Raw genomic sequence first — 23,040 nt, 5'->3', positions numbered from 1 at the left:
GCACCGGAGGGGCCGAGTCACGGCCCGCTGGTCGGGTGGGCCGGGCGACCTCGCGCGACGGGCCGGTGGGCCTCAGTGCCCAACGGCCGCATGGTCGGAAGGAGCCTTTGGAGCTGCCCCTGGATGCAGAGCTGATCTCGCGACCGAATCAAATGATCAAGAACATGCCCGCCCCCGGCCGTCCTGCTCGGGTCCGGCCGCTCAGCCGTGCCGGGCGAAGGCGGCGGCGATCTCCGCGCGGTCCGCACCCGTCGCCAGCAGCAGCCGGAGCAGCACCAGGGCCTTGTACGGGTCGAGCAGGCCGCCGTTGACCAGCCCCCGCCGCTGGAGGTCGGCCTCCGAGCCGACCGCCCCGTACGTGTGCCGCAGCACCGCCCCCGCGCCGGTGCGCGAGGTGAGCACCACCGGCATCCGCTCGGCGAGCGCGCCGAGCACCGGGGCGAGCGCCGGCCGCACGTGCCCGACGCCGAAACCGCCCACCACCAGCCCCTGCCGGTCGCGGGCGAGCGCGTCGAGAAGGTCAACGTCGTCGTCGAGGGTCGCCGTGTGCAGGGCCACCCGGGTGGCGGCGAGCCGGTCGGGGTCCACCGGCGGCAGCAGGGGGACCCGCGGCGGCCGGGTCAGCAGCCGTACCTCCCCCTCGATCACGTGCCCGAGCGGACCGGCGTTGGGCGAGGCGAAGGCAGCCGTACTCGTGCTGTGCGTTTTCCGGACGAACCGGGCGGCGTGGATCTCGTCGTTGATCGCGACCAGGACGCCGAGGTCGCGGGCCGCCGGCGCGGCGGCCACCCGGGCCGCGGCGAGCAGGTTCGCGGGGCCGTCCGGCCCGGCCAGCGTGGGGTTGCGCATCGCGCCGGTGAAGACCAGAGGCGCCTGGTGCGGCCAGACCAGGTCGGCCAGGAACGCCGACTCCTCCAGCGTGTCGGTGCCCTGGGTCACCACCACCCCGGTCGCCCCCGCGGCCACCGCCGCGCCCGCCGCGTCGACCAGGTCCAGGATCTGCCGGTAGGTCAGGTCGGCGCTCGGCACCGCCCGCACGTCCCGTACGTCCAGCGGCTCGGCCAGGTCGGCGAGCCCCGGTACGGCGGCGGTGAGTTCGGCGCCGGTCAGCCGGGTGACCACGCCACCGGGTGCGGCGCCCGCCATCGCGATCGTGCCGCCGAGGGTGAAGAGAACGACGCTCACCGGTCCGCACCCCCGTCCGGCCGCTCCGCCAGCAGGAACGCCTGCGGTCCCTTCTCGTAGCCCTCCGCCTCGCGGAACAGTTCCGCGCACACGTCGCTCGGTTCAGTCATGATCCGAAACCCTAGACCCTGCCCGGCGCGCCGAGGGCCTTCGCCGTCCCGCGCGAAAATTGCGGTGCGGCCGCCCCGGCCCAGGGATAGGGTGCCCGGGCCGCGGCGACCGGCTCGCGGCCCTCGTCGACGGACAGGCTCAGCAGTGACGGAACACCTGACCCGGCCAGCGCCGGCCACCACCCCAGATCGTCTCTCCCGCTGGCGGAGCCGGAACTTTCTGCTGCTGTGGAGCGGCCAGACAGTCAGCGAGCTGGGCACGCGGATCTCCGGCGTGGCGGTGCCGCTGCTCGCCGCGGGCACCCTGGACGCCACCGTCTTCCAGCTCTCCCTGCTGACCGTGCTGGCCTGGCTGCCGTACCTGATCTTCTCGCTGCCGGCCGGGATGCTCGCCGACCGGGTCGACCAGCGGCGACTGATGATCGTCTGCGACCTGGGCCGTGCGGTTCTCCTGCTCTCCGTGCCGGTGGTCGGCCTGGTCGGCCACCTCACGCTGACTTTCCTGTACGTCGTGGTCGGCCTCACCGGCGTGCTGAACGTCGCCTTCACCGTGGCGTACCGGAGCCTGCTGCCCGCGATCGTGCCGGCGCACCGCCTGGCCGAGGGGAACGCCCGGCTGAAGGTGACCGAGAACGTCGCGCAACTGGCCGGGCCGACCGCCGGCGGCGCGCTCGTCGGGCTGATCGGCGCCACCCGCACCTTCCTCGCCGACAGCCTGAGCTTCCTGGTCAGCGCGGCGACCCTGGTGCTGATCCGCCTATCGGGCGGCTCTGGACCTGGTCGACAACGACGCCGAGCGGGAGTTCCTCACCCCCCGCCTCGCCGAGATCACCTCGGACTAGCGCCCGTTGATCATGAAGTTGTTGCTCGCCGTACCGGCGTGTCGTGACGACAACATCATGATCGACGAGGCCGCGGCGGGGCGGGGTTGGCGGCGGCCGGATAGCCGGACAGCCACACCATCCCGCATCTCGTAAGCGAATGGAATGAGCCCCGGGCGCGGAAACGCCCGGGGCTCATCGCGGTCAACCGTCAGCTGCAGCCGCTGGTGGAGCCGCAGCCCTCGCAGACGTAGCAGCTACCGGCCGGCCGCATCTTCGTACCGCAGGTGAAGCAGAGCGGCGCATCGGCTGCCTTGCCCAGCACGGCCTCCAGCAGCTCGGTGCTGGAACCGACGGACGGCGCCGGCTTGACGGCGGCGACATCCGCCACCTCCTGGGCCGGCTGGGCGACCGGGCCGGGCTTGACCGCCTCCGGCTTGGTCTCGACCGGGGCGGAGGCGGCCATCGCAGCGAGGTCCGCGCTGCTCTCCGCCTCCGCCTCGGCCCTCAGCTGGGCGGCCCGCTCCTTGGCGGTGAAGATGCCCAGCTCCGCGCGGCGCTCGTACGGCAGGAAGTCCAGGGCCAGGCGACGGAAGATGTAGTCCATCACCGAGGCCGCCATCCGCACGTCCGGGTCGTCGGTCATACCGGCCGGCTCGAACCGCATGTTGGTGAACTTGCTGACGTACGTCTCCAGCGGGACGCCGTACTGGAGACCGATGGAGATGGCCACCGAGAAGGCGTCCATCACGCCGGCCAGGGTCGAGCCCTGCTTCGACATCTTGAGGAAGACCTCGCCGAGACCGTCGTCCGGGTAGGACGACGCGGTGAGGTAGCCCTCGGCGCCGCCGACCGAGAAGCTGACCGTCTGCGACGGGCGCTTCTTCGGCAGCCGCTTGCGCACCGGCCGGTACTCGACGACCTTCTCGACGACCTTCTCCACCTCGGCGGGCGCCTCCGCGGCGGCCTTGTTCGGCTTGGCCGCCGACAGCGGCTGGCCGACCTTGCAGTTGTCGCGGTAGATCGCCAGCGCCTTGAGGCCGAGCTTCCACCCCTCGAAGTAGATCTTCTCGACGTCCTCGACGGTCGCCGCCTCCGGCATGTTGACCGTCTTGGAGATGGCGCCGGAGATGAACGGCTGGACGGCCGCCATCATCCGCACGTGGCCCATCGGCGCGATGGACCGCTCGCCCATGGCGCAGTCGAAGACCGGGTAGTGCTCCGGCTTGAGGCCGGGGGCGTCCACCACGTGGCCGTGGTCGGCGATGTGCTCGACGATCGCCTCGACCTGCTCCTCGGGGTAGCCGAGGCTGCGCAGGGCGCGCGGCACGGTCTGGTTGACGATCTGCATGGAGCCGCCGCCGACCAGCTTCTTGAACTTGACCAGCGCCAGGTCCGGCTCGACGCCGGTGGTGTCGCAGTCCATCATCAGGCCGATGGTGCCGGTCGGCGCGAGCACGGAGGCCTGCGAGTTGCGCCAGCCGTTCTTGTCACCGATCTTGTTGCCCAGCGCCCACTGCTTGGTCGCCTCCCGCTGGATCGCGGTGGCCGCCGTGCCGCCCGGCTTGATCTCGTCGTTGGCGGCGGCGTGCTTGCGCATGACCCGCTTGTGCGGCTCCGCGTTGCGGGCGTAGCCCTCGTACGGGCCGACGATGCCGGCCAGCTCGGCCGAGCGGCGGTACGCGGTGCCGGTCATCAGCGAGGTGATCGCGGCGGCGAGCGAGCGCCCCTGCTCCGAGTCGTATGGCATGCCGGAGGCCATCAGCAGCGCGCCGAGGTTGGCGTACCCGATGCCGAGCTGCCGGTAGGCGCGGGTGGTCTCGCCGATCTTCTCGGTCGGGAAGTCGGCGAAGCAGATCGAGATGTCCATCGCGGTGATGACGAACTCGACGGACTTGACGAACTTCTCCACCTCGAAGCCACCGTCGGCGCGGAGGAACTTCATCAGGTTGAGCGAGGCCAGGTTGCACGAGGAGTTGTCCAGGTGCAGGTACTCCGAGCACGGGTTCGAGGCGGTGATCCGCCCGGTCTCCGGGCAGGTGTGCCAGTCGTTGATGGTGTCGTCGTACTGCAGGCCGGGGTCGGCACACTCCCAGGCGGCCTGGGAGATCGTCCGGAACAGCTTCTTGGCGTCAACGGTCTCGATGGTCTGCCCGTCGAGCCGGCCGCGCAGGTCGAAGCCGCCGCCGTTCTCCACCGCCGTCATGAACTCGTCGGAGACCCGGACCGAGTTGTTGGCGTTCTGGTACTGCACGCTGACGATGTCGGCGCCGCCCAGGTCCATGTCGAAGCCGGCGTCCCGCAGCGCGCGGATCTTGTGCTCCTCGCGCGCCTTGGTGAGGACGAACTCCTCGATGTCCGGGTGGTCGACGTCCAGGATGACCATCTTGGCCGCGCGCCGGGTGGCGCCACCGGACTTGATGGTCCCCGCGCTCGCGTCCGCGCCGCGCATGAAGCTGACCGGGCCGGAGGCGGTGCCGCCGGAGGAGAGCAGCTCCTTCGAGGACCGGATCCGGGACAGGTTGGCGCCGGAGCCGGAGCCGCCCTGGAAGATCAGCCCCTCCTCCTTGTACCAGTCGAGGATGGAGTCCATCGAGTCGTCGACGGACAGGATGAAGCACGCGCTGACCTGCTGCGGCGACGGCGTGCCCACGTTGAACCAGACCGGCGAGTTGAAGCTGAACACCTGGTGCAGCAGCATCCAGGTCAGCTCGTGCGCGAAGATCTCCGCGTCGGCGGCGGCGGCGAAGTAGCCGTACTCCTCACCGGCCTTGCGGTAGGTGCTGACCACCCGGTCGATCAGCTGCTTGAGCGACCACTCCCGCTCCGGGGTGCCCACCGCACCCCGGAAGTATTTGGTGGTCACGATGTTGGCCGCGTTGACGCTCCAGGACTCGGGGAACTCCACCCCGCGCTGCTCGAAGTTGATCGAGCCGTCCCGCCAGTTCGTCATCACGACGTCGCGCCGCTCCCAGGCGACCTCGTCGTACGGGTGCACTCCCTCCGTGGTCCACACCCGCTCGACCTTGAGCCCGGTCGGAGCGGCGGCCCTGGTCCGTGACTTGCTGGCTGTCACGCCGTCCCCCGCCATCTCATCCGCCCCCTCGTCTGCGCGGTCACCCACCGCGCGTCGAAACTGTCAGAAATCCGAAAAACTCAACTGGTGCGGCCGGCGGCGTCGAGCGCCTCGGCCCCCTCCCGGGCGCGTGCGGCGGCCCGCAGCGTCTCGATCTCGCGCTCGAAGTCGGCGAGCGAGTCGAAGGATCGGTAGACGCTGGCGAAGCGCAGGTACGCCACCTCGTCCAGGTCCCGCAGCGGCCCCAGGATCGCCAGCCCCACCTCGTGGCTCGGGATCTCCGCTGCCCCCTTGGCGCGGACGGTCTCCTCGACCTTCTGCGCCAGCAGTGCGATCGAGTCGTCGTCCACCGGCCGGCCCTGGCACGCCTTGCGCACCCCGCCGATGATCTTCGTACGGCTGAACGGCTCGGTCACCCCGCTGCGCTTGACCACCGCGAGCACCGCCTCCTCGACCGTGGTGAACCGCTTGCCGCACTCCGGGCAGGCGCGCCGCCGGCGGATGAGCTGGCCGTCGTCGGCCTCCCGCGAGTCGACCACCCGGGAGTCGGCGTGCCGGCAGTACGGGCACCGCATCGCTGACCTCCTCCTTCGACCGCGGGCGCCGACCGCCCCGGGGCACACGTCACCGCGGCGAGGCCATTCCTCGATGGCCCCCGCCGGATCGGCGGTACGGGAGTGCGGTCGGTAGCCGGACCCAACCTATAGGCAACTTACGCCCGTGTGACTACTACATCTAGGGGTTGACCGTATGCCGTCGCCCATCCGAGGTCAAGTTGAACGGCGTGTCCGGCGCGTCATCAGAATCACCACCCGTCCCACCCACCCCAAGCCATCGAAAGCCCAACGGTCCCACTCCACCGCCGGTTACCACCCGCCCGCCAGCGCCTCGCTCATAGAACACGCGTTCGAGAACGACGTACCATTTATCAGAACAGGCGTTCGGAGTTCCCGGATTTTCGGCCCGACACGCCGACAGAGGTCGTACAGATGTTTGAAAATGGCCGATCTCACCTATACGGTCAACAACGACCGGCCGCGGCGTGTTCCGTCGAACCGGTCGGCAGCACCACCCGCATGCACCACGAGCCGCCAAGGCACCAAGCGCCGACCAGGGAGGACGGACGTGACCGAGGACCGGGCCAGCCGGCAGAAGAACCCGCAGCCGATCGACGGGGCGGGTCCGCCGGCGACCCGACGCCCCCGCGCCGCGCGCAGCCGGACGGGGCAGCCCGCCCTGCGCCCGGTGACCCCGGTGGTGAGCAGCTTTCCCGACCCGACCACGGTCGACCTGACCGCGCGGCAGCGCCGGATCCTGGAGTTCATCCGCACCTGGGTGGAGCGGCACGGCTATCCGCCGAGCGTCCGGGAGATCGGCGAGGCGGTCGGGCTGGTCTCGCCGTCCAGCGTCGCCTACCAGCTCAAGGAGCTGGAGAAGAAGGGCTTCCTGCGCCGCGACCCCAACCGGCCCCGGGCGGTCGACGTCCGCGCCCCCAGCGACGTGATGGACGACGAGCTGGCCCGGGCGCAGCGCCCCGCCCCGGCGTACGTGCCGATGCTCGGCCGGATCGCCGCCGGTGGCCCGATCCTGGCCGAGCAGGCGGTGGAGGACATCTTCCCGCTGCCTCGGGAGCTGGTGGGTGAGGGCGAGGTCTTCATGCTCCAGGTCAAGGGCGACTCGATGCTCGACGCGGCGATCTGCGACGGCGACTGGGTGGTGGTTCGGCAGCAGCCGAACGCCGAATCCGGCGACATCGTGGCGGCCATGCTCGAGGGCGAGGCGACCGTGAAGACCTACCGGCGGCGCGACGGGCACGTCTGGCTGATGCCGCAGAATCCGGCCTTCGACCCGATCCCCGGCGACGACGCCACCATCATGGGTCGCGTCGTCGCCGTGCTGCGCCGGATCTGACGCCCGAGCCGGGTGACCGCCGCACGGCGGTCACCCGGTGACGTTCGCTCAGTAGCGGTCGTTCCGGTACTCGCGGCCGCCCGACACCTGCCCGTACTGGCCACGGCCGTCGTCGTAGCCGCCGTCGCGGCGACCCGACCGCGGGTCCCGGTAGTCCGGGTCACGCCGCTCCCCACGGCCACCGCCGTACCCGCCGCCGCCCTGCGGGGCGCCGTAGACGGCGCCGCCCTGCGGGCGACCGCCACCGCCGCCGTAGACCCCGCCCTGCGGATGGCCCCCACCGCCCTGGGAACGACCGCCCCCGTACACGCCGCCCGCGGCGGGCGCGCCGTTCGCCGACCCGCCGCCGTAGACGTTCCCGGCGGGCGCGCCGCCGTAGACGCCGCCGCGCGGTCGGTCCCCGCCGGGCGTCCTACCACCCTGGGCACTGAGGTCGTCGAAGCCGGCGTTCATCGGGAAGTCGTCGTTCCGATCCGGCCCGTCCGCCGAATCGGGGGCAGGCTTCTTACGTGACCGGACGATGCCGAAGACGCCGGCGCCGACCATCAGGACGCCGATCACGCCAACGGCCGCGATCAGATACGTGATCTCGTCGAGGGTCAGCCCCTCGATCCAGGACTTCTCGGCGGCCGGCTTCGCCGCGCCACCGGCGGCCGGCAGCGCCTCGATCCCGGTGGTGGACGGGATGTAGCTGAGGATGTCGATCGGGTCGTCCGGGGCCAGGAGACCCCCGTCCGAGACGGTGACGAAGGACTTCCCGTCGGGCGTGTAGGAGATGGCCTCGCCGAACGGATCGGTCAGCGGGGTGACCCGGGGCTTGCCGGTGGTCAGCGCGCCGACGATGTCGCCGCCGGTCACGTCGAACTCGAACGCGTCCGCGTACGTCCGCAGCACCACCCGCTTGCCGTCGGGCGAGCGCGCCGCGCCGGTGATCGTCACCCGGCCGAGAGAGCCCATCCGGTTGTCGGTGGTGGTCTTGGGGAGCGAGACCTCGCCGACCTTCCGCATCGGCACCGGGTCGGTGTCGCCGGTCTTCAGGGGGGCCGACGGGCTGAAGATCTCCGACTTGCCGGCGGGCACCTTGGTGATGATCAGCGGCTTGCCGTCGTCGCCGATCAGCAGCGCCTCGGCGTCGTGCGGCTGCTTCTCGGGATAGGAGAGGCGGTGCAGCACGGGCTTCGACCCACCCACCGACATGGTCCAGACCGCGACCCGCTCCCGGTGCTGCTTGTTTTCCAGGTTGTCACCGGTGTCGGCGATCCAGAGGTTCTTGCCGTCCGGCGAGAGCGCCAGGTCCTCGGTGTCGAGCGGGCCGTCACCGGAGTAGCGGACCTCCTTCGAGATCCGGCACTTGGTGTCGAGGTAGAAGACCCGCTTGCGGCTCTCGTACTGGCTGCCGTCGTTGATCACGATGTAGCCGGTCTTCGTGGCCACCAGGCCCGACAGCTCGCGGAGCTTCTCGTCCTCGATGGTGCACTTCTTCTTGCCAGGTGCCGGAGCAGCGACCGCCCCCGGTGCGGGGGCGGCATGAACGACTCCGGGGAGCGCCACGGTCGCCCCTAGCAGGCCGAGGGCAACCGTGATCGAGGAAAGAGCGCGGCGCATTGGGTAAGTGTCTCACGCCCGGTTCACCGGCCGGGTGACGCCGGACGCCTCACCGGCCGGCGCCGACCCGCTCCTGCTCGATGAGCCGGTCGCCGGCGCGGAACGGTGCCAGCTCGGTGGCGAGCGCCTCGCCCACCCGGACGTGCAGCAGGGTCCCCTCCGGCAGGTGGGAGGTGCTCAGCACCTCGCCCTGCCGGTGCACCCGGGCCACCAGGTCACCCCGGTCGTACGGGAGCACGGCGCGGACCTCCACCGCGGGGCGGGGCAGCCGCTCCTCGACGGCCTCGCGCAGCCCGTCGATCCCGCGCCCGCTGTGCGCGGAGACGAAGACCGCCTCGGGCCAGAGCCGCTTGAGCCGCAGCAGCGTCTCCTCGTCGGCGGCGTCGGTCTTGTTGACCACCAGCAGCTCGGGCAGCCGGTCGGCGCCCACCTCGGCGAGTACCTCGCGGACCGCCCGGACCTGCTCCTCCGGGTCCGGGTGGGTGCCGTCGACCACGTGCACCACCAGATCCGCCTCGGCGACCTCCTCCAGGGTCGAGCGGAACGCCTCGACGATCTGGTGCGGCAGGTGCCGGACGAAGCCGACGGTGTCGGACAGCGTGTAGAGCCGGCCATCGGAGGTGGTGGCCCTGCGGGTGGTCGGGTCCAGCGTGGCGAAGAGCGCGTTCTCGACCAGCACGCCCGCCCCGGTCAGCCGGTTGAGCAGGCTGGACTTGCCGGCGTTGGTGTAGCCGGCGATCGCCACCGCCGGGACCGCGTTACGGGATCGACGGGCTCGCTTGGTCTGGCGTACCGTCTGCATGCCCTTGATCTCGCGGCGCAGCCGCGCGATCCGGTACCGGATCCGACGCCGGTCGGTCTCCAGCTTGGTCTCACCGGGACCGCGCAGACCCACGCCGCCGCCGGCGCCACCGCCGCGACCGCTACCACCGGTCTGCCGGGAGAGCGTCTCGCCCCAACCACGCAGCCGCGGCAGCAGGTATTCGAGCTGGGCCAGCTCGACCTGCGCCTTACCTTCCTTGCTCTTGGCGTGCTGGGCGAAGATGTCGAGGATCAGCGCGGTGCGGTCGACCACCTTGACCTTGGTGCGCTGCTCCAGGTTGCGGAGCTGGGACGGGGACAGCTCACCGTCGCAGATCACCGTGTCGGCGCCGGTGGAGAGCACCACCGCGCCCAGGTCGTCGACCTTGCCCCGGCCGACGTAGGTGGCCGGGTCCGGGCGGTTACGCCGCTGGATCAGCCCCTCGAGCACCTGCGAGCCGGCCGTCTCGGCCAGCGCGGCCAGCTCGGCGAGACTGTTTTCCGCGTCACTCTGCGTGCCCTCGGTCCAGACGCCGACCAGGACGACCCGCTCCAGCCGGAGCTGGCGGTATTCGACCTCGGTGATGTCGGTGAGCTCGGTGGAGAGGCCGGGGACCCGCCGCAGCGCCTGCCGCTCCGACAGCTCGAACTCGCCGGTGGTGGCGTCGAGCTCGTCGTCCTCGTAGGGAACGTAGGTCTCCTGGTCTCGCAAACTGAATCTCCTGTCCGTTTGGTCACGTACCGAGCAATCCTGACATGTGCCAACGCCCAACGCACCTGCTATATGCCCGTGACGGAGACCGCGAAATGCGGGGTCGGATGCCGGCCGACGTCGTCGGGCGAGTAGAAATGCGGGGCGAGCCTCAGCAATGACGGAGGGATTTCCGTGGCCATCACCCGACTTCCGAGTGCCGGATTCTCGATCACGATCCGGATCGCGATGCCCGCGGACGCCTCCTCGATCGGCCGGCTGACCACCTCGGTCGGCGAGGCCGGTGCAATCGTCACGGCGCTGGACGTGGTCGACTCGGACCCGACCCACGTGATCGTCGACCTCACCTGCGACACCGCGGACGCCAGCCACGCCGACCAGGTGGTCAAGGCGCTGACCGCGCTGGAGGGGGTGGACGTCCGCAAGGTCTCCGACCGGACGTTCCTGCTGCACCTGGGCGGCAAGATCGAGGTCAGCTCGAAGGTGGCGCTGCGCACCCGCGACGAGCTGTCCCGCGCGTACACGCCCGGGGTGGCCCGGGTCTGCCAGGCGATCGCCGAGAACCCGGCCGACGCCCGCCGGCTGACCATCAAGCGCAACACCGTCGCGGTGGTCAGCGACGGCTCGGCCGTGCTCGGCCTGGGCAACCTCGGCCCGGCCGCGTCGCTGCCGGTGATGGAGGGCAAGGCGGCGCTGTTCAAGCGCTTCGGCGGGGTGGACGCCTGGCCGGTGGTGCTGGACACCCAGGACACCGACGAGATCGTCTCGATCGTCAAGGCGATCGCGCCCGCGTACGGCGGGATCAACCTGGAGGACATCGCCGCGCCGCGCTGCTTCGAGATCGAGGCCCGGCTGCGCGAGGCGCTGGACATCCCGGTCTTCCACGACGACCAGCACGGCACCGCGATCTGCGTGCTGGCCGCGCTGACCAACGCGCTGCGCGTCGTGGGCAAGCAGCTCGCGGACGTCAGGGTGGTGGTCTCCGGCGCCGGCGCGGCCGGCACGGCGATCATGAAGCTGCTGCTGCGCCAGGGCGTGGGCGACATCATCGCGACCGACCGGCAGGGCGCCCTGCACCGCGGGATGACCGGGCTCAACCCGGCCTGGCAGTGGCTGGCCGAGCACACCAACAAGGAGAACTACTCCGGCGACCTGCGCGGCGCGGTGCGCGGCGCGGACGTGTTCATCGGGGTGAGCGCGCCGAACCTGCTCACCGGCGAGGACATCGCCACCATGGCCAAGGACGCCATCGTCTTCGCGCTGGCCAACCCGGACCCGGAGGTCGACCCCCGGGAGGCCCGCAAGTACGCCGCGGTGGTCGCCACCGGCCGCTCCGACCAGCCGAACCAGATCAACAACGTGCTCGCCTTCCCCGGTGTGTTCCGGGGCATGCTGGACGCGCACGCCGAGGAGTTCACCGAGGAGATGGCGATCGCCGCCGCCCGGGCCATCGCGGACGTGGTCGGCGAGGACAAGATCAACCCCACGGTGATCGTCCCCAGCGTCTTCGACTCCCGGGTCGCCCCCGCGGTCGCGGCGGCCGTCCGCGCCGCCGCCCAGCACCCGGCCCCCGCCCCGGCGGCCGACCCCGGCCCCGCCGACCTCCCCGAGATCGCCGCCGAGGCCTCCGCCACCCCCTGACGCCCGTCCGGGGAACTGGGCGGAAACGTCCGCGGGATGCGGCCAGCGGGCAGGTAACTCAGGCGGGTAGGGCGGTGGGGTTGACGGTGCCGGTGGCGACCAGGACGGCGGGGCCGGACAGCCAGCAGGAGTCGTCGGTGACCGTCACCTTGAGGCGGCCGCCGGGGACGTCGACGGTGACCGTGCCGGTGTCCTGGCCGGCGTCGCGCAGGGCCACCGCGCCGACCGCGCAGGCGCCGGTGCCGCAGGAGAGGGTCTCGGCCGAGCCGCGCTCGTGGACTCGCATCAGCACGTGGCCGGCCGAGCCCTCGACCGGGTCGGCGGGGGCGGTGAACTCGACGTTCACCCCGGCCGGGAAGATCGCCGGGTCGACGTCGGGCGCCCGGGTGAGGTCGAGGGCGGCCAACTCCAGGCCGGCCGGCAGGGCGCACACCAGGTGCGGGTTGCCGACGTCCACCGCGGTGCCGGGGATGGTCAGCCCGCCCAGGGTGGCGGCCGCCGTGGCGTACATCCGGGGGCGGCGCATCTCGACGGCGATGGTCTCCCCCTCGACCAGCGCGCGCACGACGCCGGCCCGGGTGGCCACCGGCAGGGTCTCCCCCGCCGGCGCGGCCAGCCCGGTCGCCAGCAGGTAACGGACGAAGACCCGGGCGCCGTTACCGCACATCTCGGCGAACGAGCCGTCGGCGTTCCAGTAATCCATGAACCACTCGGCCTCGCCGGCCAGCGCGGTGCCCTCCGGGTGCTTGGCGGCCCGCACCACCCGCAGCACGCCGTCGCCGCCGATGCCGCGCCGCCGGTCGCAGAGCGCGGCGACCAGGCGGGGGGTCAGGTCGAGCGCGTTGTCCGGGTCGGGCAGGATCACGAAGTCGTTGCCGGTGCCGTGGCCCTTGGTGAACTCCACGCCCCCATCATTCCCGATGGTCGGCGACCACTCGCAGCGCAGTCTCGACGAGCTCCGGCGAGGCCGAGTCCAGCCAGTGGATCCGTGGGTCGCGGCGGAACCAGGAGCGCTGCCGGCGGACGAATCGCCGGGTGGCCCGGATCGTCTCGTCGTGCGCCCCCGCCTCGGTCATCTCCCCGGCCAGGAAGCGCAGCGCCTGCTGGTAGCCGAGCGCCCGGCTGGCCGTACGACCCTCGGGCAGGCCGCGCGCGACCAGCTCCTGGGTCTCGGCAACCAGGCCGTTGGCCCACATCCGGTCCACCCGCAGCGCGATCCGCTCGTCCAGCAGCGCGGTGTCCAGGTCCACGCCGAGTTGCAAGGACGGGTAGTACGGCCTGGGCTCGGGCAGCGAGGCGGTGAACGGCGCTCCGGTCAGCTCGATGACCTCCAGGGCCCGGACGATCCGCCGGGCGTTGCCGGGCAGGATGCCGGCCGCCGCGACCGGGTCGGCCTCGCGCAGCCGGGCGTACAGCGGGGTGGGTCCGACCGCGGCCAGCTCCGCCTCCAGCCGCTCCCGCACGGCCGGGTCGGTGCCGGGGAACTCGAACTGCTCCAGCACCGCCCGCACGTACAGCCCGGAGCCGCCGACCAGCAGCGGCACCCGGCCGCGGGCCAGGATGTCGTCCACCGCCGCGCGGGCCAGCCGCTGGTACTCGGCGACGCTGGCCGGCTCGGTGACGTCCCAGATGTCCAGCAGGTGGTGCGGCACGCACTCCCGCTCGGCCGGGGTCAGCTTGGCGGTGCCGATGTCCATGCCCCGGTAGAGCTGCATCGAGTCGGCGTTGACCACCTCGCCGTCGAGGGCGTGCGCGAGGGCGATGCTGAGCGCCGACTTGCCGGCCGCGGTCGGCCCGACAACGGCCACGACCGTGCCCGTCATTGCTGCTCTCCGTTCACGACTGCGGGGCTCGCGAGCTCACGCCTCGCGCTCACACCTGGTCCCAGTTCGCCACGAAGTAGGCAACGCCGTAGGGGGCCTGGTGGTAGCTGAGGTCGCCGCGCCAGTCGCCGCCGGCCGCGCGGGCCGCGCCGGCCAGCACCTGCCAGGACGCCCGCCCGGCCGCCCTCAACTCCGCCGACAGCACCGGGTCGAGGTTGAGCAGGGCCTCGACGTCCGCGTCGGCCAGGGCCCGGGCCACCCCGTCGTCGTACGCCTCGGCGCGCGGGTCGTCGTAGCCGGGCGCCTGGCGGCCTCGGCAGGCCGACCCGTCCCCCATCACCAGCAGCGCGACCCGGGACTCGGAGCGGCCGGCCAGCTCCGCCCCCAGCGTGGCGCATTCGTCCGGATCCGCGTCGTTGACGACCGAATGCGCGAGCCTGGGCAGATCCGTTCCGGCGCGGCCGACCAGCCAGGCGCCGATGGTGAGACTCAGCGGAAGCCGTTCCGCGCCCGAGCAGGCCGCCTTCCAGAGCGGGATCAACCCGTTCACGCCGTACGGTCGCACCGAGCCGACGTCGGCGTAGCCGAAATGGTCGCTCTCCGGGCCCTCGCCGACCAGAACGATCTTGTCCGGTCCGGCGGCAAGCAGCCGACCGACGGCGGCGTCGGCGGCGGCCCGGAGGTCGTCCAGTTCCGGCGCGGCGGCACCGGCCACCTCGGGCACGATCAGCGGCGGGTGCGGGCAGACGGCGGCGGCGACCAGAGGCACCCGTTCACCGTAGCGGGACCCGCCGGTGCGTTCCCGTGCTGATCCGGTCATCCGGGCGTACGACACCGTATGGTCACGGTCGACGGCAGGCGCTCGACACGGACCGGGTCGGACCTGTGACAATGCCGGAAGTAACTTTGCTGCGCCGTGGCGGCGATCGCGGGGACCCTCCCTCGACGCCGGGAGAACGAGGATGGGCACATGAGCGACTGGACTGCCTTCGGACGGGTGGACGCGGACGGCACCGTGTACGTGAAGACCGCCGAGGGCGAGCGGGTGGTCGGATCCTGGCAGGCGGGGGCCCCGGAAGAAGGGCTGGCCCACTTCGCCCGGCGCTTCGCCGACCTGGTGACGGAGGTGGACCTGACCGAGGCCCGGCTCAACTCGGGCGCGGCGGACGCCGGCCACTCGCTGGCCACGATCCGGCGGATCCGCGCCTCGCTGGCCGAGGCGCACGTCGTCGGTGACATCGACGGGCTGGCCGCGCGGCTGGACAAGCTGGCCGAGGTGGCCGAGGCGAAGGCCGGCGAGGCCAAGGCCGCGCGGGACGCCGCCCGGGGCGAGGCCCTCGCTCGCAAGACGGCCCTGGTGGAGGAGGCGGAGAAGCTGGCCGCCGAGTCGACCGGCTGGAAGACCGCCGGGGACCGGCTCAAGGAGATCCTCGACGAGTGGAAGACCATCCGCGGGGTCGACAAGAAGACCGACGGTGAGCTGTGGAAGCGGTTCGCCGCGGCCCGGGACGGCTTCACCCGGCGTCGCGGCGCCCACTTCGCCTCCCTCGACCAGCAGCGCAAGCAGGCGCAGGGGGTCAAGGAGGAGCTGGTCGCGGCGGCCGAGAAGCTGAAGGACTCCACCGAGTGGGCGGTCACCGCCAATCAGCTCAAGGACCTGATGGCCCAGTGGAAGGCCGCGCCGCGGGCTTCGAAGGAGGCCGAGCAGAAGCTCTGGGAACGGTTCCGGGCGGCCCAGGACGACTTCTTCACCCGGCGCAGCGAGGTCTTCTCGGCCCGCGACAACGAGCAGCGCGCCAACCTGGAGCGCAAGCAGGTCCTGCTGGCCGAGGCCGAGTCGCTCGACATCGACGGCGACCCGAAGGGTGCCCAGGCGAAGCTGCGGGAGATCCAGGCGCAGTGGCACGAGGCCGGCCGGGTGCCCCGGGAGGCCGCCGCCGGCCTGGAGCGCCGGCTGCGCACGGTCGACGACAAGGTGCGCGAGGTGATGGACTCGGCGTGGCGCCGGACCGCTCCCCAGGACAACCCGCTGCTCGCGCAGATGCGGGCGCAGGTTGCCGAGGCCGAGGAGCGGCTGGCCCGGGCGCAGGCCGCCGGGGACGCCCGCCGGATCAAGGAGGCCGAGCAGGCGCTCGCCTCCAAGCGCCAGTTCCTCCAGCTCGCCGAGCAGGCCAGCTGAGCTCAACCGCGCCGAACGCCCCTCGGTCCCGCCGGACCGGGGGCGTTCGCGTGTGGCGGCCGCGCCGCCGGTCAGTGCGCGGCGCACCCCGTGGTGGGTGTGGGCGCCGCGGGCGGCGCGCCGACCGTGGGCAGCCCCAGCAGCACCCCCGGCGTACGCGGGGTGCGGCCCGCCTCGGCGGCGTCCCCGGCCCGGGTCCGCCGGTGCGACAGCGGCTCGCCGTCGGCGTTGAGGTGGTGCGGGGCGGCGTAGGTCACGGTGGTGTGCACGATGTCGCCGGGGCGGATCTGCCCGGCCAGCGAGCCGGCGCCGCCGCGCTGGCCGTTCGCTCGGGCTGCGCCCGTCGCGAAGTGCACCAGGCGGCCGTCGCGGGCCCGGCCGGACATCCGGCCGGTGCGCTCGTCCTTGCGCCCCTCGCCGACGGCGACCAGCACCTCGACGGTCTCCCCGACCAGCTTCCGGTTCTCCGCCCAGGTGATCTCCTCCACGCAGGCGATCAGCCGCTCGTAGCGCTCCTGCACGACCTGCTTAGGGAGCTGGCCGTCCATGGTCGCCGCCGGAGTGCCGGGGCGCTTGGAGTACTGGAAGGTGAACGCCGAGGAGAACCGGGCCTCGCGGACCACGTCGAGGGTCCGCTCGAAATCGGCGTCCGTCTCGCCGGGGAAGCCGACGATGATGTCGGTGGTGATCGCCGCGTCCGGCATCGCCGCCCGGACCTTCTCGATGATCCCCAGGTAGCGCTCGGACCGGTACGACCGGCGCATGGCGCGCAGCACGTCGTCGGAGCCGGACTGCAGCGGCATGTGCAGCGAGTGGCAGACGTTCGGCGTCTCGGCCATCGCGGCGATCACGTCGTCGGTGAAGTCCTTGGGGTGTGGGCTGGTGAACCGGACCCGCTCCAGCCCCTCGATGTCACCGCAGGCGCGCAGCAGCTTGCCGAAGGCGTACCGGTCGCCGAACTCGACGCCGTAGGAGTTGACGTTCTGCCCGAGCAGGGTCACCTCCAGCACGCCCTCGTCGACCAGGGCGCGCACCTCGGAGAGGATGTCGCCGGGGCGGCGGTCCTTCTCCTTGCCGCGCAGGGAGGGCACGATGCAGAACGTGCAGGTGTTGTTGCAGCCCACCGAGATCGACACCCAGCCGGCGTACGTCGACTCGCGCCGGGTCGGCAGCGTGGAGGGGAAGACCTCGAGCGATTCGAGGATCTCCACCTCGGCGGCGGCGTTGTGCCGGGCCCGCTCCAGCAGCACCGGCAGCGAGCCGATGTTGTGCGTGCCGAAGACCACATCCACCCAAGGGGCCTTGCGGACGATCTCGCCGCGGTCCTTCTGGGCCAGGCAGCCGCCGACCGCGATCTGCATCCCGGGGTGCTTGTCCTTCACCGGGCGCAGATGACCCAGGTTGCCGTAGAGCCGGTTGTCGGCGTTCTCCCGGACGGCGCACGTGTTGAACACCACCACGTCCGGGTGGTCGTCGGCCTCGGCGGCGCGGACATAGCCGGCCTGCTCGAGCAGGCCGGAGATGCGCTCGGAGTCGTGCACGTTCATCTGGCAGCCGTACGTGCGCACCTGGTAGGTACGCGGGCTGCCCGCGGATGCGGTAGTCATGACCCGGACAGCGTATCCGGGCCGCCCGGTCGGAACCGAACGAGGAGGAGCCGTGTGCCGGAGCATCAAGACCCTGCGTGAGCCGTACGTCCCGGTGGTCACCGAGGAGGACATCCGGGCGGCGGCGCTGCAGTACGTCCGGAAGATCTCCGGATTCCGGGCGCCCGCCGCGCACAACGCGGCCGCCTTCGACGCTGCGGTGGACGCCGTCGCCGCGGCCACCGCGACCCTGCTCGACCAGTTGGTGGTGCGCGGTCAGCAGCCCGCGGGCCGGAGCTGATCCCGCCGGCGGCCGGCGGTCAGGCCGCGGCCAGCGCCGGCGCCACCGAGTCGGGAGCCCACCGTGAGCGGTGACACTGCGACCAGCCCCGGCAGCCGGGGTGGGCCACCGTGCAGAGCCGCTGGTCGCTGAGGAGCTCGCCGTCCTCGGTCTCGGTGATGTCGAAATGCACCGGGCGGATGGTGCCGTCCGGGGCGACCAGCAGGTGCCGGCCGGCGTCGAGGGTGTCGTCGCGCATCAGGCAGTTGCGGTCGAGCAGTCGGGCCAGCGCCGCGATGCTCGGCAGTTCGGGCAGCCGCTCGGGCACCCCGTAACAGTCGACCATCGTGCCGAACTCGCCCGACGCCTCCCAGACGTCGCAGATCACCGCGTACGCGGGCAGCCGGGCCGGGTCCGCGATGGCGAGGGGCAGCACCACCCGACCGAGCGCCTCGGCCAGCGCGGGGTAGACCTCCACGGCTGGTACCCGGTCGACTCTCCAGTTCCACAGCTCGGTCATGCCGCCTCCTCACCGCGCTCGTCCCACCGGCCTCCGGAACGGGCCCTACTGACGATGGTGGGGTGCAGACGACCTCAGCCGGGGGCAAGTTACCGGTCTGTGACCATTCCGGGCAAAATTTCCTCTGCGGTCATTGCTCCGAGTAGCGGGAAGATGACAGTTTATCGGGTATGGTGCCACGGCCGGCAGGGAAGTCGGGTCAGCGGACCCGCACCAGGTGTTCGCCCGGGGGCAGCAGCTCGCCGATGATCGTGCCGCCCGGCACCTCGCCGGCGACCAGCAGCCCGCCGGAGGTCTGCGCGTCGGCCAGCAGCAGCCGCTCGGCCTCGTCGGCGGTGCCGAAGTCGGTCCACGGGGTCACCCAGTCCAGGTTCCGGCGGGTGCCGCCGCTGACGTACCCGTCCCGGACCGCCTCCCGGGCCCCGGGCAGGTAGGGCACCCGGGCCGCGTCGATGGCCGCCGTGAGCCGGCTGGCCCGGGCCAGCTTGCTGGCGTGCCCGAGCAGCCCGAACCCGGTGACGTCCGTGCCGCAGCGGATGCCCGCCGCGACGGCCGCCCGGGCGGCGTCCCGGTTGAGCGTGGCCATCGCGACGACCGCCTCGCCGAACCGCTCGCCGGTGGCCTTGTGCCGGGTGTTCAGCACCCCGACGCCGAGCGGCTTGGTCAGCGAGAGCGGCAGGCCGGCCCGCCCGGCGTCCAGGGTTATCAGCTCCTCCGGCCGGACCACCCCGGTCACCGCGAGGCCGTACTTCGGGCCGTCGTCGTCGACGCTGTGCCCGCCGGCCAGGTGGCAGCCCGCCGCCCGGGCCACGTCCTGGCCGCCGCGCAGCACCTCCCCGGCCAGTTCCAGCGGCAGCACGCCCCGCGGCCAGCAGAGCAGGTTGAGCGCGACCAGCGGGGTGCCGCCCATGGCGTACACGTCGGAGAGCGCGTTGGCGGCGGCGATCCGACCCCAGTCGTACGCGTCGTCGACCACCGGGGTGAAGAAGTCGGCGGTGCTGACCAGGCCGGTCCGCTCGTCCAGCCGGACCACCGCGGCGTCGTCGCCGTGGTCCAGGCCGACCAGCAGGTCGGCGGTGCCGGCGGCCGGGCCGAGGCCGGCGACCATGGCCTCGAGCTCGCCCGGCGGGATCTTGCAGGCGCAGCCACCGCCGCGGGCGTAATCGGTCAGCCGCACCCGTTCGGTCATCCCCACATGATCTACGCATAGCGTGGTCCTCGCCACCGGACCAGGCCGAGATGTGACGGAATTCGGACTCGGGACCACGATCGGTACCGGTGTTACCGCACCGTGACCATTCGAGTTGCGTACCGCCACATCACCCCGCCTACAGTTGCCGAACCGGGGGTCGACCGACCCCGCTTCCGTTGCGACGACAGGGACGGTGGACGACGTGACGACGGGCGAACCGCTCATCGTGCTGGACGGGGTCAACAAGTGGTTCGGCCCGCTGCACGTGCTGGACGACGTGTCACTCTCCGTCGGCAGGGGCGAGGTCGTCGTGGTGATCGGCCCCTCCGGCTCCGGCAAGTCGACGCTCTGCCGGACCATCAACCGGCTGGAGCCGATCAACTCGGGCACCATCACCTTCGACGGGCGGCCACTGCCGGTCGAGGGCAAGGCGCTGGCGAAGCTGCGCAGCGAGGTCGGCATGGTCTTCCAGTCGTTCAACCTCTTCGCGCACAAGACCATCCTGGATAACGTCACCCTCGGCCCGGTCAAGGTCCGCAAGGAGAAGCCGGCCGCCGCCCGTGAGCGCGGCCTGGCCCTGCTCGACCGGGTGGGCATCGCCAACCAGGCCGACAAGTACCCGGCCCAGCTCTCCGGCGGCCAGCAGCAGCGGGCGGCGATCGCCCGCGCGCTGGCCATGCAGCCCAAGGCGATGCTCTTCGACGAGCCGACCAGCGCGCTCGACCCGGAGATGGTCGGCGAGGTGCTGGACGTGATGACCTCGCTGGCCCGCGACGGCATGACCATGGTCGTGGTCACCCACGAGATGGGCTTCGCCCGGCACGCGGCCAACCGGGTGATCTTCATGGCTGACGGGCAGCTCGTCGAGGACGCGTCGCCGACCGAGTTCTTCGCCAACCCGCGCAGCGAGCGGGCCAGGGACTTCCTCTCCAAGATCCTCACGCACTAGGCGTCCGTAGTGGAGCGTGCCGTCCCCCGGCGGGCTCCGTCGAAGAAGGAGAAGAGTATGCGTTTCAAGCGCGTGGCAGCGGTCGCCGCGGTGGCGACCCTGGCGCTCGGCCTCGCCGCCTGTGGCGGCGACAGCGACGAGGGCACCGGCGCCGGCAGCAAGTCTTTCGCCGCCGGCAGCACGATGGAGAAGCTCAACAAGGCCCAGAAGATCAAGATCGGCACCAAGTTCGACCAGCCGGGCTTCGGCCTGAAGGGCCTGTCGGGCAAGCCGGAGGGCTTCGACGTCGAGATCGCGAAGATCATCGTCAAGGAGCTCGGCATCCCCGAGGACAAGATCGAGTGGGTGGAGACGCCGTCCAAGGTCCGTGAGGACGTGATCGTCAACGGCACCGTCGACCTGGTCGCCGCCACGTACACGATCAACGACAAGCGCAAGGAGCGCATCGCCTTCGCCGGGCCGTACTACGAGGCCGGCCAGAACATCCTCGTCAAGAAGGACGACACCACCATCACCGGCCCGGATTCCTTCAAGGACGGCACCAAGAAGGTGTGCTCGGTGACCGGCTCGACCCCGGCCGAGAACATCAAGAAGTACGTCAAGGACGTCGGCACCCAGCTGGTGCTCTTCGACACCTACGACAAGTGCCGCGACGCCCTCAAGGGCGGCCAGGTGGACGCGGTGACCACGGACAACGTGATCCTGCTCGGCTACATCGCCAAGGACGAGGCGTCCTTCAAGCTCGCCGGCGACAACTTCACCAAGGAGCCGTACGGCATCGGGGTGAAGAAGGAGGACACCGACTTCCGCAACTTCGTCAACGACACGCTGGAGAAGGCGTTCACCGACGGCAGCTGGAAGAAGGCCTGGGACGACACCGCCGGCAAGTTCGGTGCCGAGCTGGGCTCCGCGCCGAGCGTCAACCGCTACTGATCTGATCCGTTCGATCTGGAGGGTGGGGAGGAAGTCCGACCCGTGAGTGTGCTCATCGACAAGTTCGACGTCTTCGCGGGGGGCTTCTGGCTCACCCTCCAGATCTGCGTACTCGCCGCGATCGGCGCCCTGATCCTGGGCGCCGTCGTGGCGGTGCTGCGCATCTCGCCGGTGCCGCCGCTGCGGGCGGTCGGCACCGGCTACGTGAACGTCTTCCGGAACATGCCGCTGACCGTGGTGATGTTCTTCGCCGCGTTCGGCCTGCCGGCGCTCGGCTCCAACGCCGACTTCCTGCGCATCCCGGGCCTGGACGCGTTGTTCAGCCGGCTCGGCACGGACCTGCCCTACTTCCGCTTCGCGCTGATCGCCCTGGTGCTCTACACCGCGGCGTTCGTCTGCGAGGCGCTGCGCTCGGGCGTGAACGCCGTCCCGGCCGGCCAGGCGGAGGCGGCCCGGTCGCTCGGGCTCACCTTCGGCCAGAACCTGCGGTACGTCGTGCTGCCGCAGTCCTGGAAGGCCTCCGTGGTGCCGCTCGGCTCGGTGATCATCGCGATGATCAAGAACTCGGCGCTGGTTGGCTTCTTCGGCGTGGTCGGTGACCTGTCGGCGACCGCTGACCAGCTCACCGGGGCCGAGGGCTACGCCTTCATTCCCGTCGCCATCGGCATCTCAATCGGATACCTGATCATGACGGTCCCCCTCGGCGCCCTCCTCGACCGGATCGAGAAGCGACAGGCGGTGGCGCGATGAGCCAGCAGACCGTCCTCTACGACGTCCCCGGGCCCCGGCAGCGCCGCATCACGCTGATCAGCAGCGCGGTCGCGGCGTTGCTGCTGCTGGTCGGCGCGTACTTCCTGATCTACCGACCGCTGGACGAAAAGGGCCAGTTCTCGATGGAGCTCTGGGGGCCGCTGGTCGACCCCTCCAACGAGAACTTCTCGCTGGTCTGGGAGCGGATCGGTCTCGGCTTCAAGAACACGCTGATCGCCGCTGCCCTGGCGATCATCGCCTCACTGGTCGTCGGCACCCTGGTGGCGGTGCTGCGGATCCAGCTCAAGAGCCTGGCCCGGCGCCGGTTCACCGGGCTGGCCACGCCGGTGGCGTACCTGCTGCGCGGGCTGAGCTGGGTGCTCTCCGCGCTCACCCGGGTGTGTGTCGAGGTGTTCCGGGGCCTGCCGGTGGTCATCACGATCTTCTTCGTGGCCCGCGGCTTCCCCGAGTTCGGCATCACCTTCGAGACGCTGTGGTACCTGGTCATCGGCCTGACCATCTACAACTCGGTGGTGATCGCCGAGATCCTCCGCTCCGGCATGGAGGGCCTGCCCGGCGGGCAGGCCGAGGCGGCCGCCGCGATCGGGCTCTCCCCGCTGCAGACCACCCGGATGATCCTGCTGCCGCAGGCGTTCCGGATCATGCTGCCGGCGCTGATCAGCCAGCTGGTCGTGGTGCTCAAGGACACCTCACTGGGCTTCATCATCAGCTACGAGGAGACGCTCAACATCGGCAAGCAGATCATCGGCGTGCTGAACAACCCGATCCAGGTGTACGTCGTGATCGGCCTGCTGTTCATCATCGTGAACTACTCGCTGTCGAAGCTCGCGCAGTACGTCCAGCGTCGGCTGTCCCGCGGGCGGCGCTCCTCGGCCACTCGGACCGGCGCCCCCGACACCGAGCTGGGCACGGAGGCCGTGGCGGGCACCGCCACCTGACATCCAC

General features: G+C 71.5%; 20 protein-coding genes. 9 read left to right on the top strand and 11 right to left on the bottom strand.

Going from position 1 to position 23,040, the window contains the following annotated elements; genetic code table 11:
• Positions 1 to 201: 201 nt before the first annotated feature.
• A complete protein-coding gene (locus tag GA0070624_RS12105; RefSeq protein WP_091340448.1) occupies positions 202 to 1,185 on the bottom strand; it encodes an asparaginase domain-containing protein in 984 nt (327 codons plus the stop codon).
• A gap of 255 nt (positions 1,186 to 1,440) precedes the next feature.
• On the opposite strand from GA0070624_RS12105, the gene GA0070624_RS12100 reads away from it, so the two are divergent.
• Entirely contained in the window at positions 1,441 to 2,184 is a 744-nt protein-coding gene (locus tag GA0070624_RS12100; RefSeq protein ID WP_176731670.1) for an MFS transporter, read from the top strand.
• A gap of 143 nt (positions 2,185 to 2,327) precedes the next feature.
• Here the strand turns inward: GA0070624_RS12100 and GA0070624_RS12095 are convergent, their stop codons facing one another.
• Both GA0070624_RS12095 and nrdR read right to left on the bottom strand, forming a co-directional pair.
• Positions 2,328 to 5,207 (bottom strand): vitamin B12-dependent ribonucleotide reductase, encoded by a 2,880-nt coding sequence (locus GA0070624_RS12095; RefSeq protein WP_091340441.1) that lies wholly within the window; start codon positions 5,205 to 5,207, stop codon positions 2,328 to 2,330.
• Positions 5,208 to 5,272: 65 nt separating this feature from the next.
• A complete protein-coding gene (gene nrdR, locus GA0070624_RS12090) occupies positions 5,273 to 5,767 on the bottom strand; it encodes a transcriptional regulator NrdR (protein ID WP_091340437.1) in 495 nt (164 codons plus the stop codon).
• 550 nt (positions 5,768 to 6,317) lie between these two features.
• Between nrdR and lexA the strand changes: the two genes are divergently transcribed.
• On the top strand, positions 6,318 to 7,103 hold the full coding sequence (lexA, locus tag GA0070624_RS12085; protein ID WP_091340434.1) for a transcriptional repressor LexA: 786 nt from the start codon (positions 6,318 to 6,320) through the stop codon (positions 7,101 to 7,103).
• Between the two features lie 48 nt (positions 7,104 to 7,151).
• Here the strand turns inward: lexA and GA0070624_RS12080 are convergent, their stop codons facing one another.
• Positions 7,152 to 8,708, bottom strand: a complete 1,557-nt coding sequence (locus GA0070624_RS12080) for a hypothetical protein (RefSeq protein ID WP_091340431.1) — start codon at positions 8,706 to 8,708, stop codon at positions 7,152 to 7,154.
• Positions 8,709 to 8,757: 49 nt separating this feature from the next.
• Positions 8,758 to 10,221 (bottom strand): GTPase HflX, encoded by a 1,464-nt coding sequence (gene hflX / locus GA0070624_RS12075; protein ID WP_091340428.1) that lies wholly within the window; start codon positions 10,219 to 10,221, stop codon positions 8,758 to 8,760.
• Between the two features lie 174 nt (positions 10,222 to 10,395).
• Here hflX and GA0070624_RS12070 point away from each other — a divergent pair, with 174 nt between their 5' ends.
• Positions 10,396 to 11,862, top strand: coding sequence for an NAD-dependent malic enzyme (locus GA0070624_RS12070; protein WP_091340424.1), 1,467 nt, complete (start codon positions 10,396 to 10,398; stop codon positions 11,860 to 11,862).
• 58 nt (positions 11,863 to 11,920) lie between these two features.
• On the opposite strand, the gene dapF is transcribed toward GA0070624_RS12070, so the two are convergent.
• From dapF to GA0070624_RS12055, 3 genes are read right to left on the bottom strand one after another with little or no spacing between them, the layout of a single operon-like run.
• Entirely contained in the window at positions 11,921 to 12,766 is an 846-nt protein-coding gene (gene dapF / locus GA0070624_RS12065; RefSeq protein ID WP_091340419.1) for a diaminopimelate epimerase, read from the bottom strand.
• Between the two features lie 7 nt (positions 12,767 to 12,773).
• Positions 12,774 to 13,685: a tRNA (adenosine(37)-N6)-dimethylallyltransferase MiaA gene (miaA, locus tag GA0070624_RS12060; protein WP_091340415.1), complete on the bottom strand. Its 912-nt coding sequence runs from the start codon at positions 13,683 to 13,685 to the stop codon at positions 12,774 to 12,776.
• A 49-nt stretch (positions 13,686 to 13,734) separates the two neighbouring features.
• A complete protein-coding gene (locus tag GA0070624_RS12055) occupies positions 13,735 to 14,505 on the bottom strand; it encodes a class III extradiol dioxygenase subunit B-like domain-containing protein (RefSeq protein ID WP_176731669.1) in 771 nt (256 codons plus the stop codon).
• 150 nt (positions 14,506 to 14,655) lie between these two features.
• On the opposite strand from GA0070624_RS12055, the gene GA0070624_RS12050 reads away from it, so the two are divergent.
• Positions 14,656 to 15,864: a DUF349 domain-containing protein gene (locus GA0070624_RS12050; protein ID WP_091340412.1), complete on the top strand. Its 1,209-nt coding sequence runs from the start codon at positions 14,656 to 14,658 to the stop codon at positions 15,862 to 15,864.
• A gap of 71 nt (positions 15,865 to 15,935) precedes the next feature.
• Here GA0070624_RS12050 and miaB read toward each other — a convergent pair whose 3' ends face one another.
• The gene (miaB, locus tag GA0070624_RS12045; RefSeq protein ID WP_091340408.1) at positions 15,936 to 17,471 is read right to left on the bottom strand and encodes a tRNA (N6-isopentenyl adenosine(37)-C2)-methylthiotransferase MiaB; all 1,536 of its coding nucleotides are present in this window, start codon (positions 17,469 to 17,471) and stop codon (positions 15,936 to 15,938) included.
• A gap of 52 nt (positions 17,472 to 17,523) precedes the next feature.
• Between miaB and GA0070624_RS12040 the strand changes: the two genes are divergently transcribed.
• Positions 17,524 to 17,751 carry a DUF2277 family protein gene (locus GA0070624_RS12040; RefSeq protein WP_091340405.1) on the top strand — a complete coding sequence of 76 codons (228 nt, stop codon included), beginning with the start codon at positions 17,524 to 17,526 and terminating at the stop codon, positions 17,749 to 17,751.
• A gap of 19 nt (positions 17,752 to 17,770) precedes the next feature.
• Here the strand turns inward: GA0070624_RS12040 and GA0070624_RS12035 are convergent, their stop codons facing one another.
• Positions 17,771 to 18,250 (bottom strand): hypothetical protein, encoded by a 480-nt coding sequence (locus GA0070624_RS12035; RefSeq protein WP_091340402.1) that lies wholly within the window; start codon positions 18,248 to 18,250, stop codon positions 17,771 to 17,773.
• 199 nt (positions 18,251 to 18,449) lie between these two features.
• Positions 18,450 to 19,439 carry a selenide, water dikinase SelD gene (gene selD / locus GA0070624_RS12030; RefSeq protein WP_091340399.1) on the bottom strand — a complete coding sequence of 330 codons (990 nt, stop codon included), beginning with the start codon at positions 19,437 to 19,439 and terminating at the stop codon, positions 18,450 to 18,452.
• A 196-nt stretch (positions 19,440 to 19,635) separates the two neighbouring features.
• Here selD and GA0070624_RS12025 point away from each other — a divergent pair, with 196 nt between their 5' ends.
• Genes GA0070624_RS12025 through GA0070624_RS12010 form a run of 4 tightly spaced genes read left to right on the top strand, consistent with a single transcriptional unit; the run spans position 19,636 to position 23,033 of the window.
• On the top strand, positions 19,636 to 20,391 hold the full coding sequence (locus tag GA0070624_RS12025; protein ID WP_091340397.1) for an amino acid ABC transporter ATP-binding protein: 756 nt from the start codon (positions 19,636 to 19,638) through the stop codon (positions 20,389 to 20,391).
• 57 nt (positions 20,392 to 20,448) lie between these two features.
• Positions 20,449 to 21,324: a glutamate ABC transporter substrate-binding protein gene (locus tag GA0070624_RS12020; protein ID WP_091340395.1), complete on the top strand. Its 876-nt coding sequence runs from the start codon at positions 20,449 to 20,451 to the stop codon at positions 21,322 to 21,324.
• 42 nt (positions 21,325 to 21,366) lie between these two features.
• The gene (locus tag GA0070624_RS12015; protein ID WP_091340392.1) at positions 21,367 to 22,074 is read left to right on the top strand and encodes an amino acid ABC transporter permease; all 708 of its coding nucleotides are present in this window, start codon (positions 21,367 to 21,369) and stop codon (positions 22,072 to 22,074) included.
• The gene (locus tag GA0070624_RS12010; protein ID WP_091340391.1) at positions 22,071 to 23,033 is read left to right on the top strand and encodes an amino acid ABC transporter permease; all 963 of its coding nucleotides are present in this window, start codon (positions 22,071 to 22,073) and stop codon (positions 23,031 to 23,033) included. The genes GA0070624_RS12015 and GA0070624_RS12010 overlap by 4 nt, the downstream gene beginning before the upstream one ends.
• Positions 23,034 to 23,040: the final 7 nt, after the last annotated feature.

Origin of the sequence: Micromonospora rhizosphaerae, assembly GCF_900091465.1 — a bacterium.
Lineage (GTDB): Bacteria > Actinomycetota > Actinomycetes > Mycobacteriales > Micromonosporaceae > Micromonospora > Micromonospora rhizosphaerae.
This window is presented reverse-complemented; position numbering and strand designations above follow the sequence as displayed.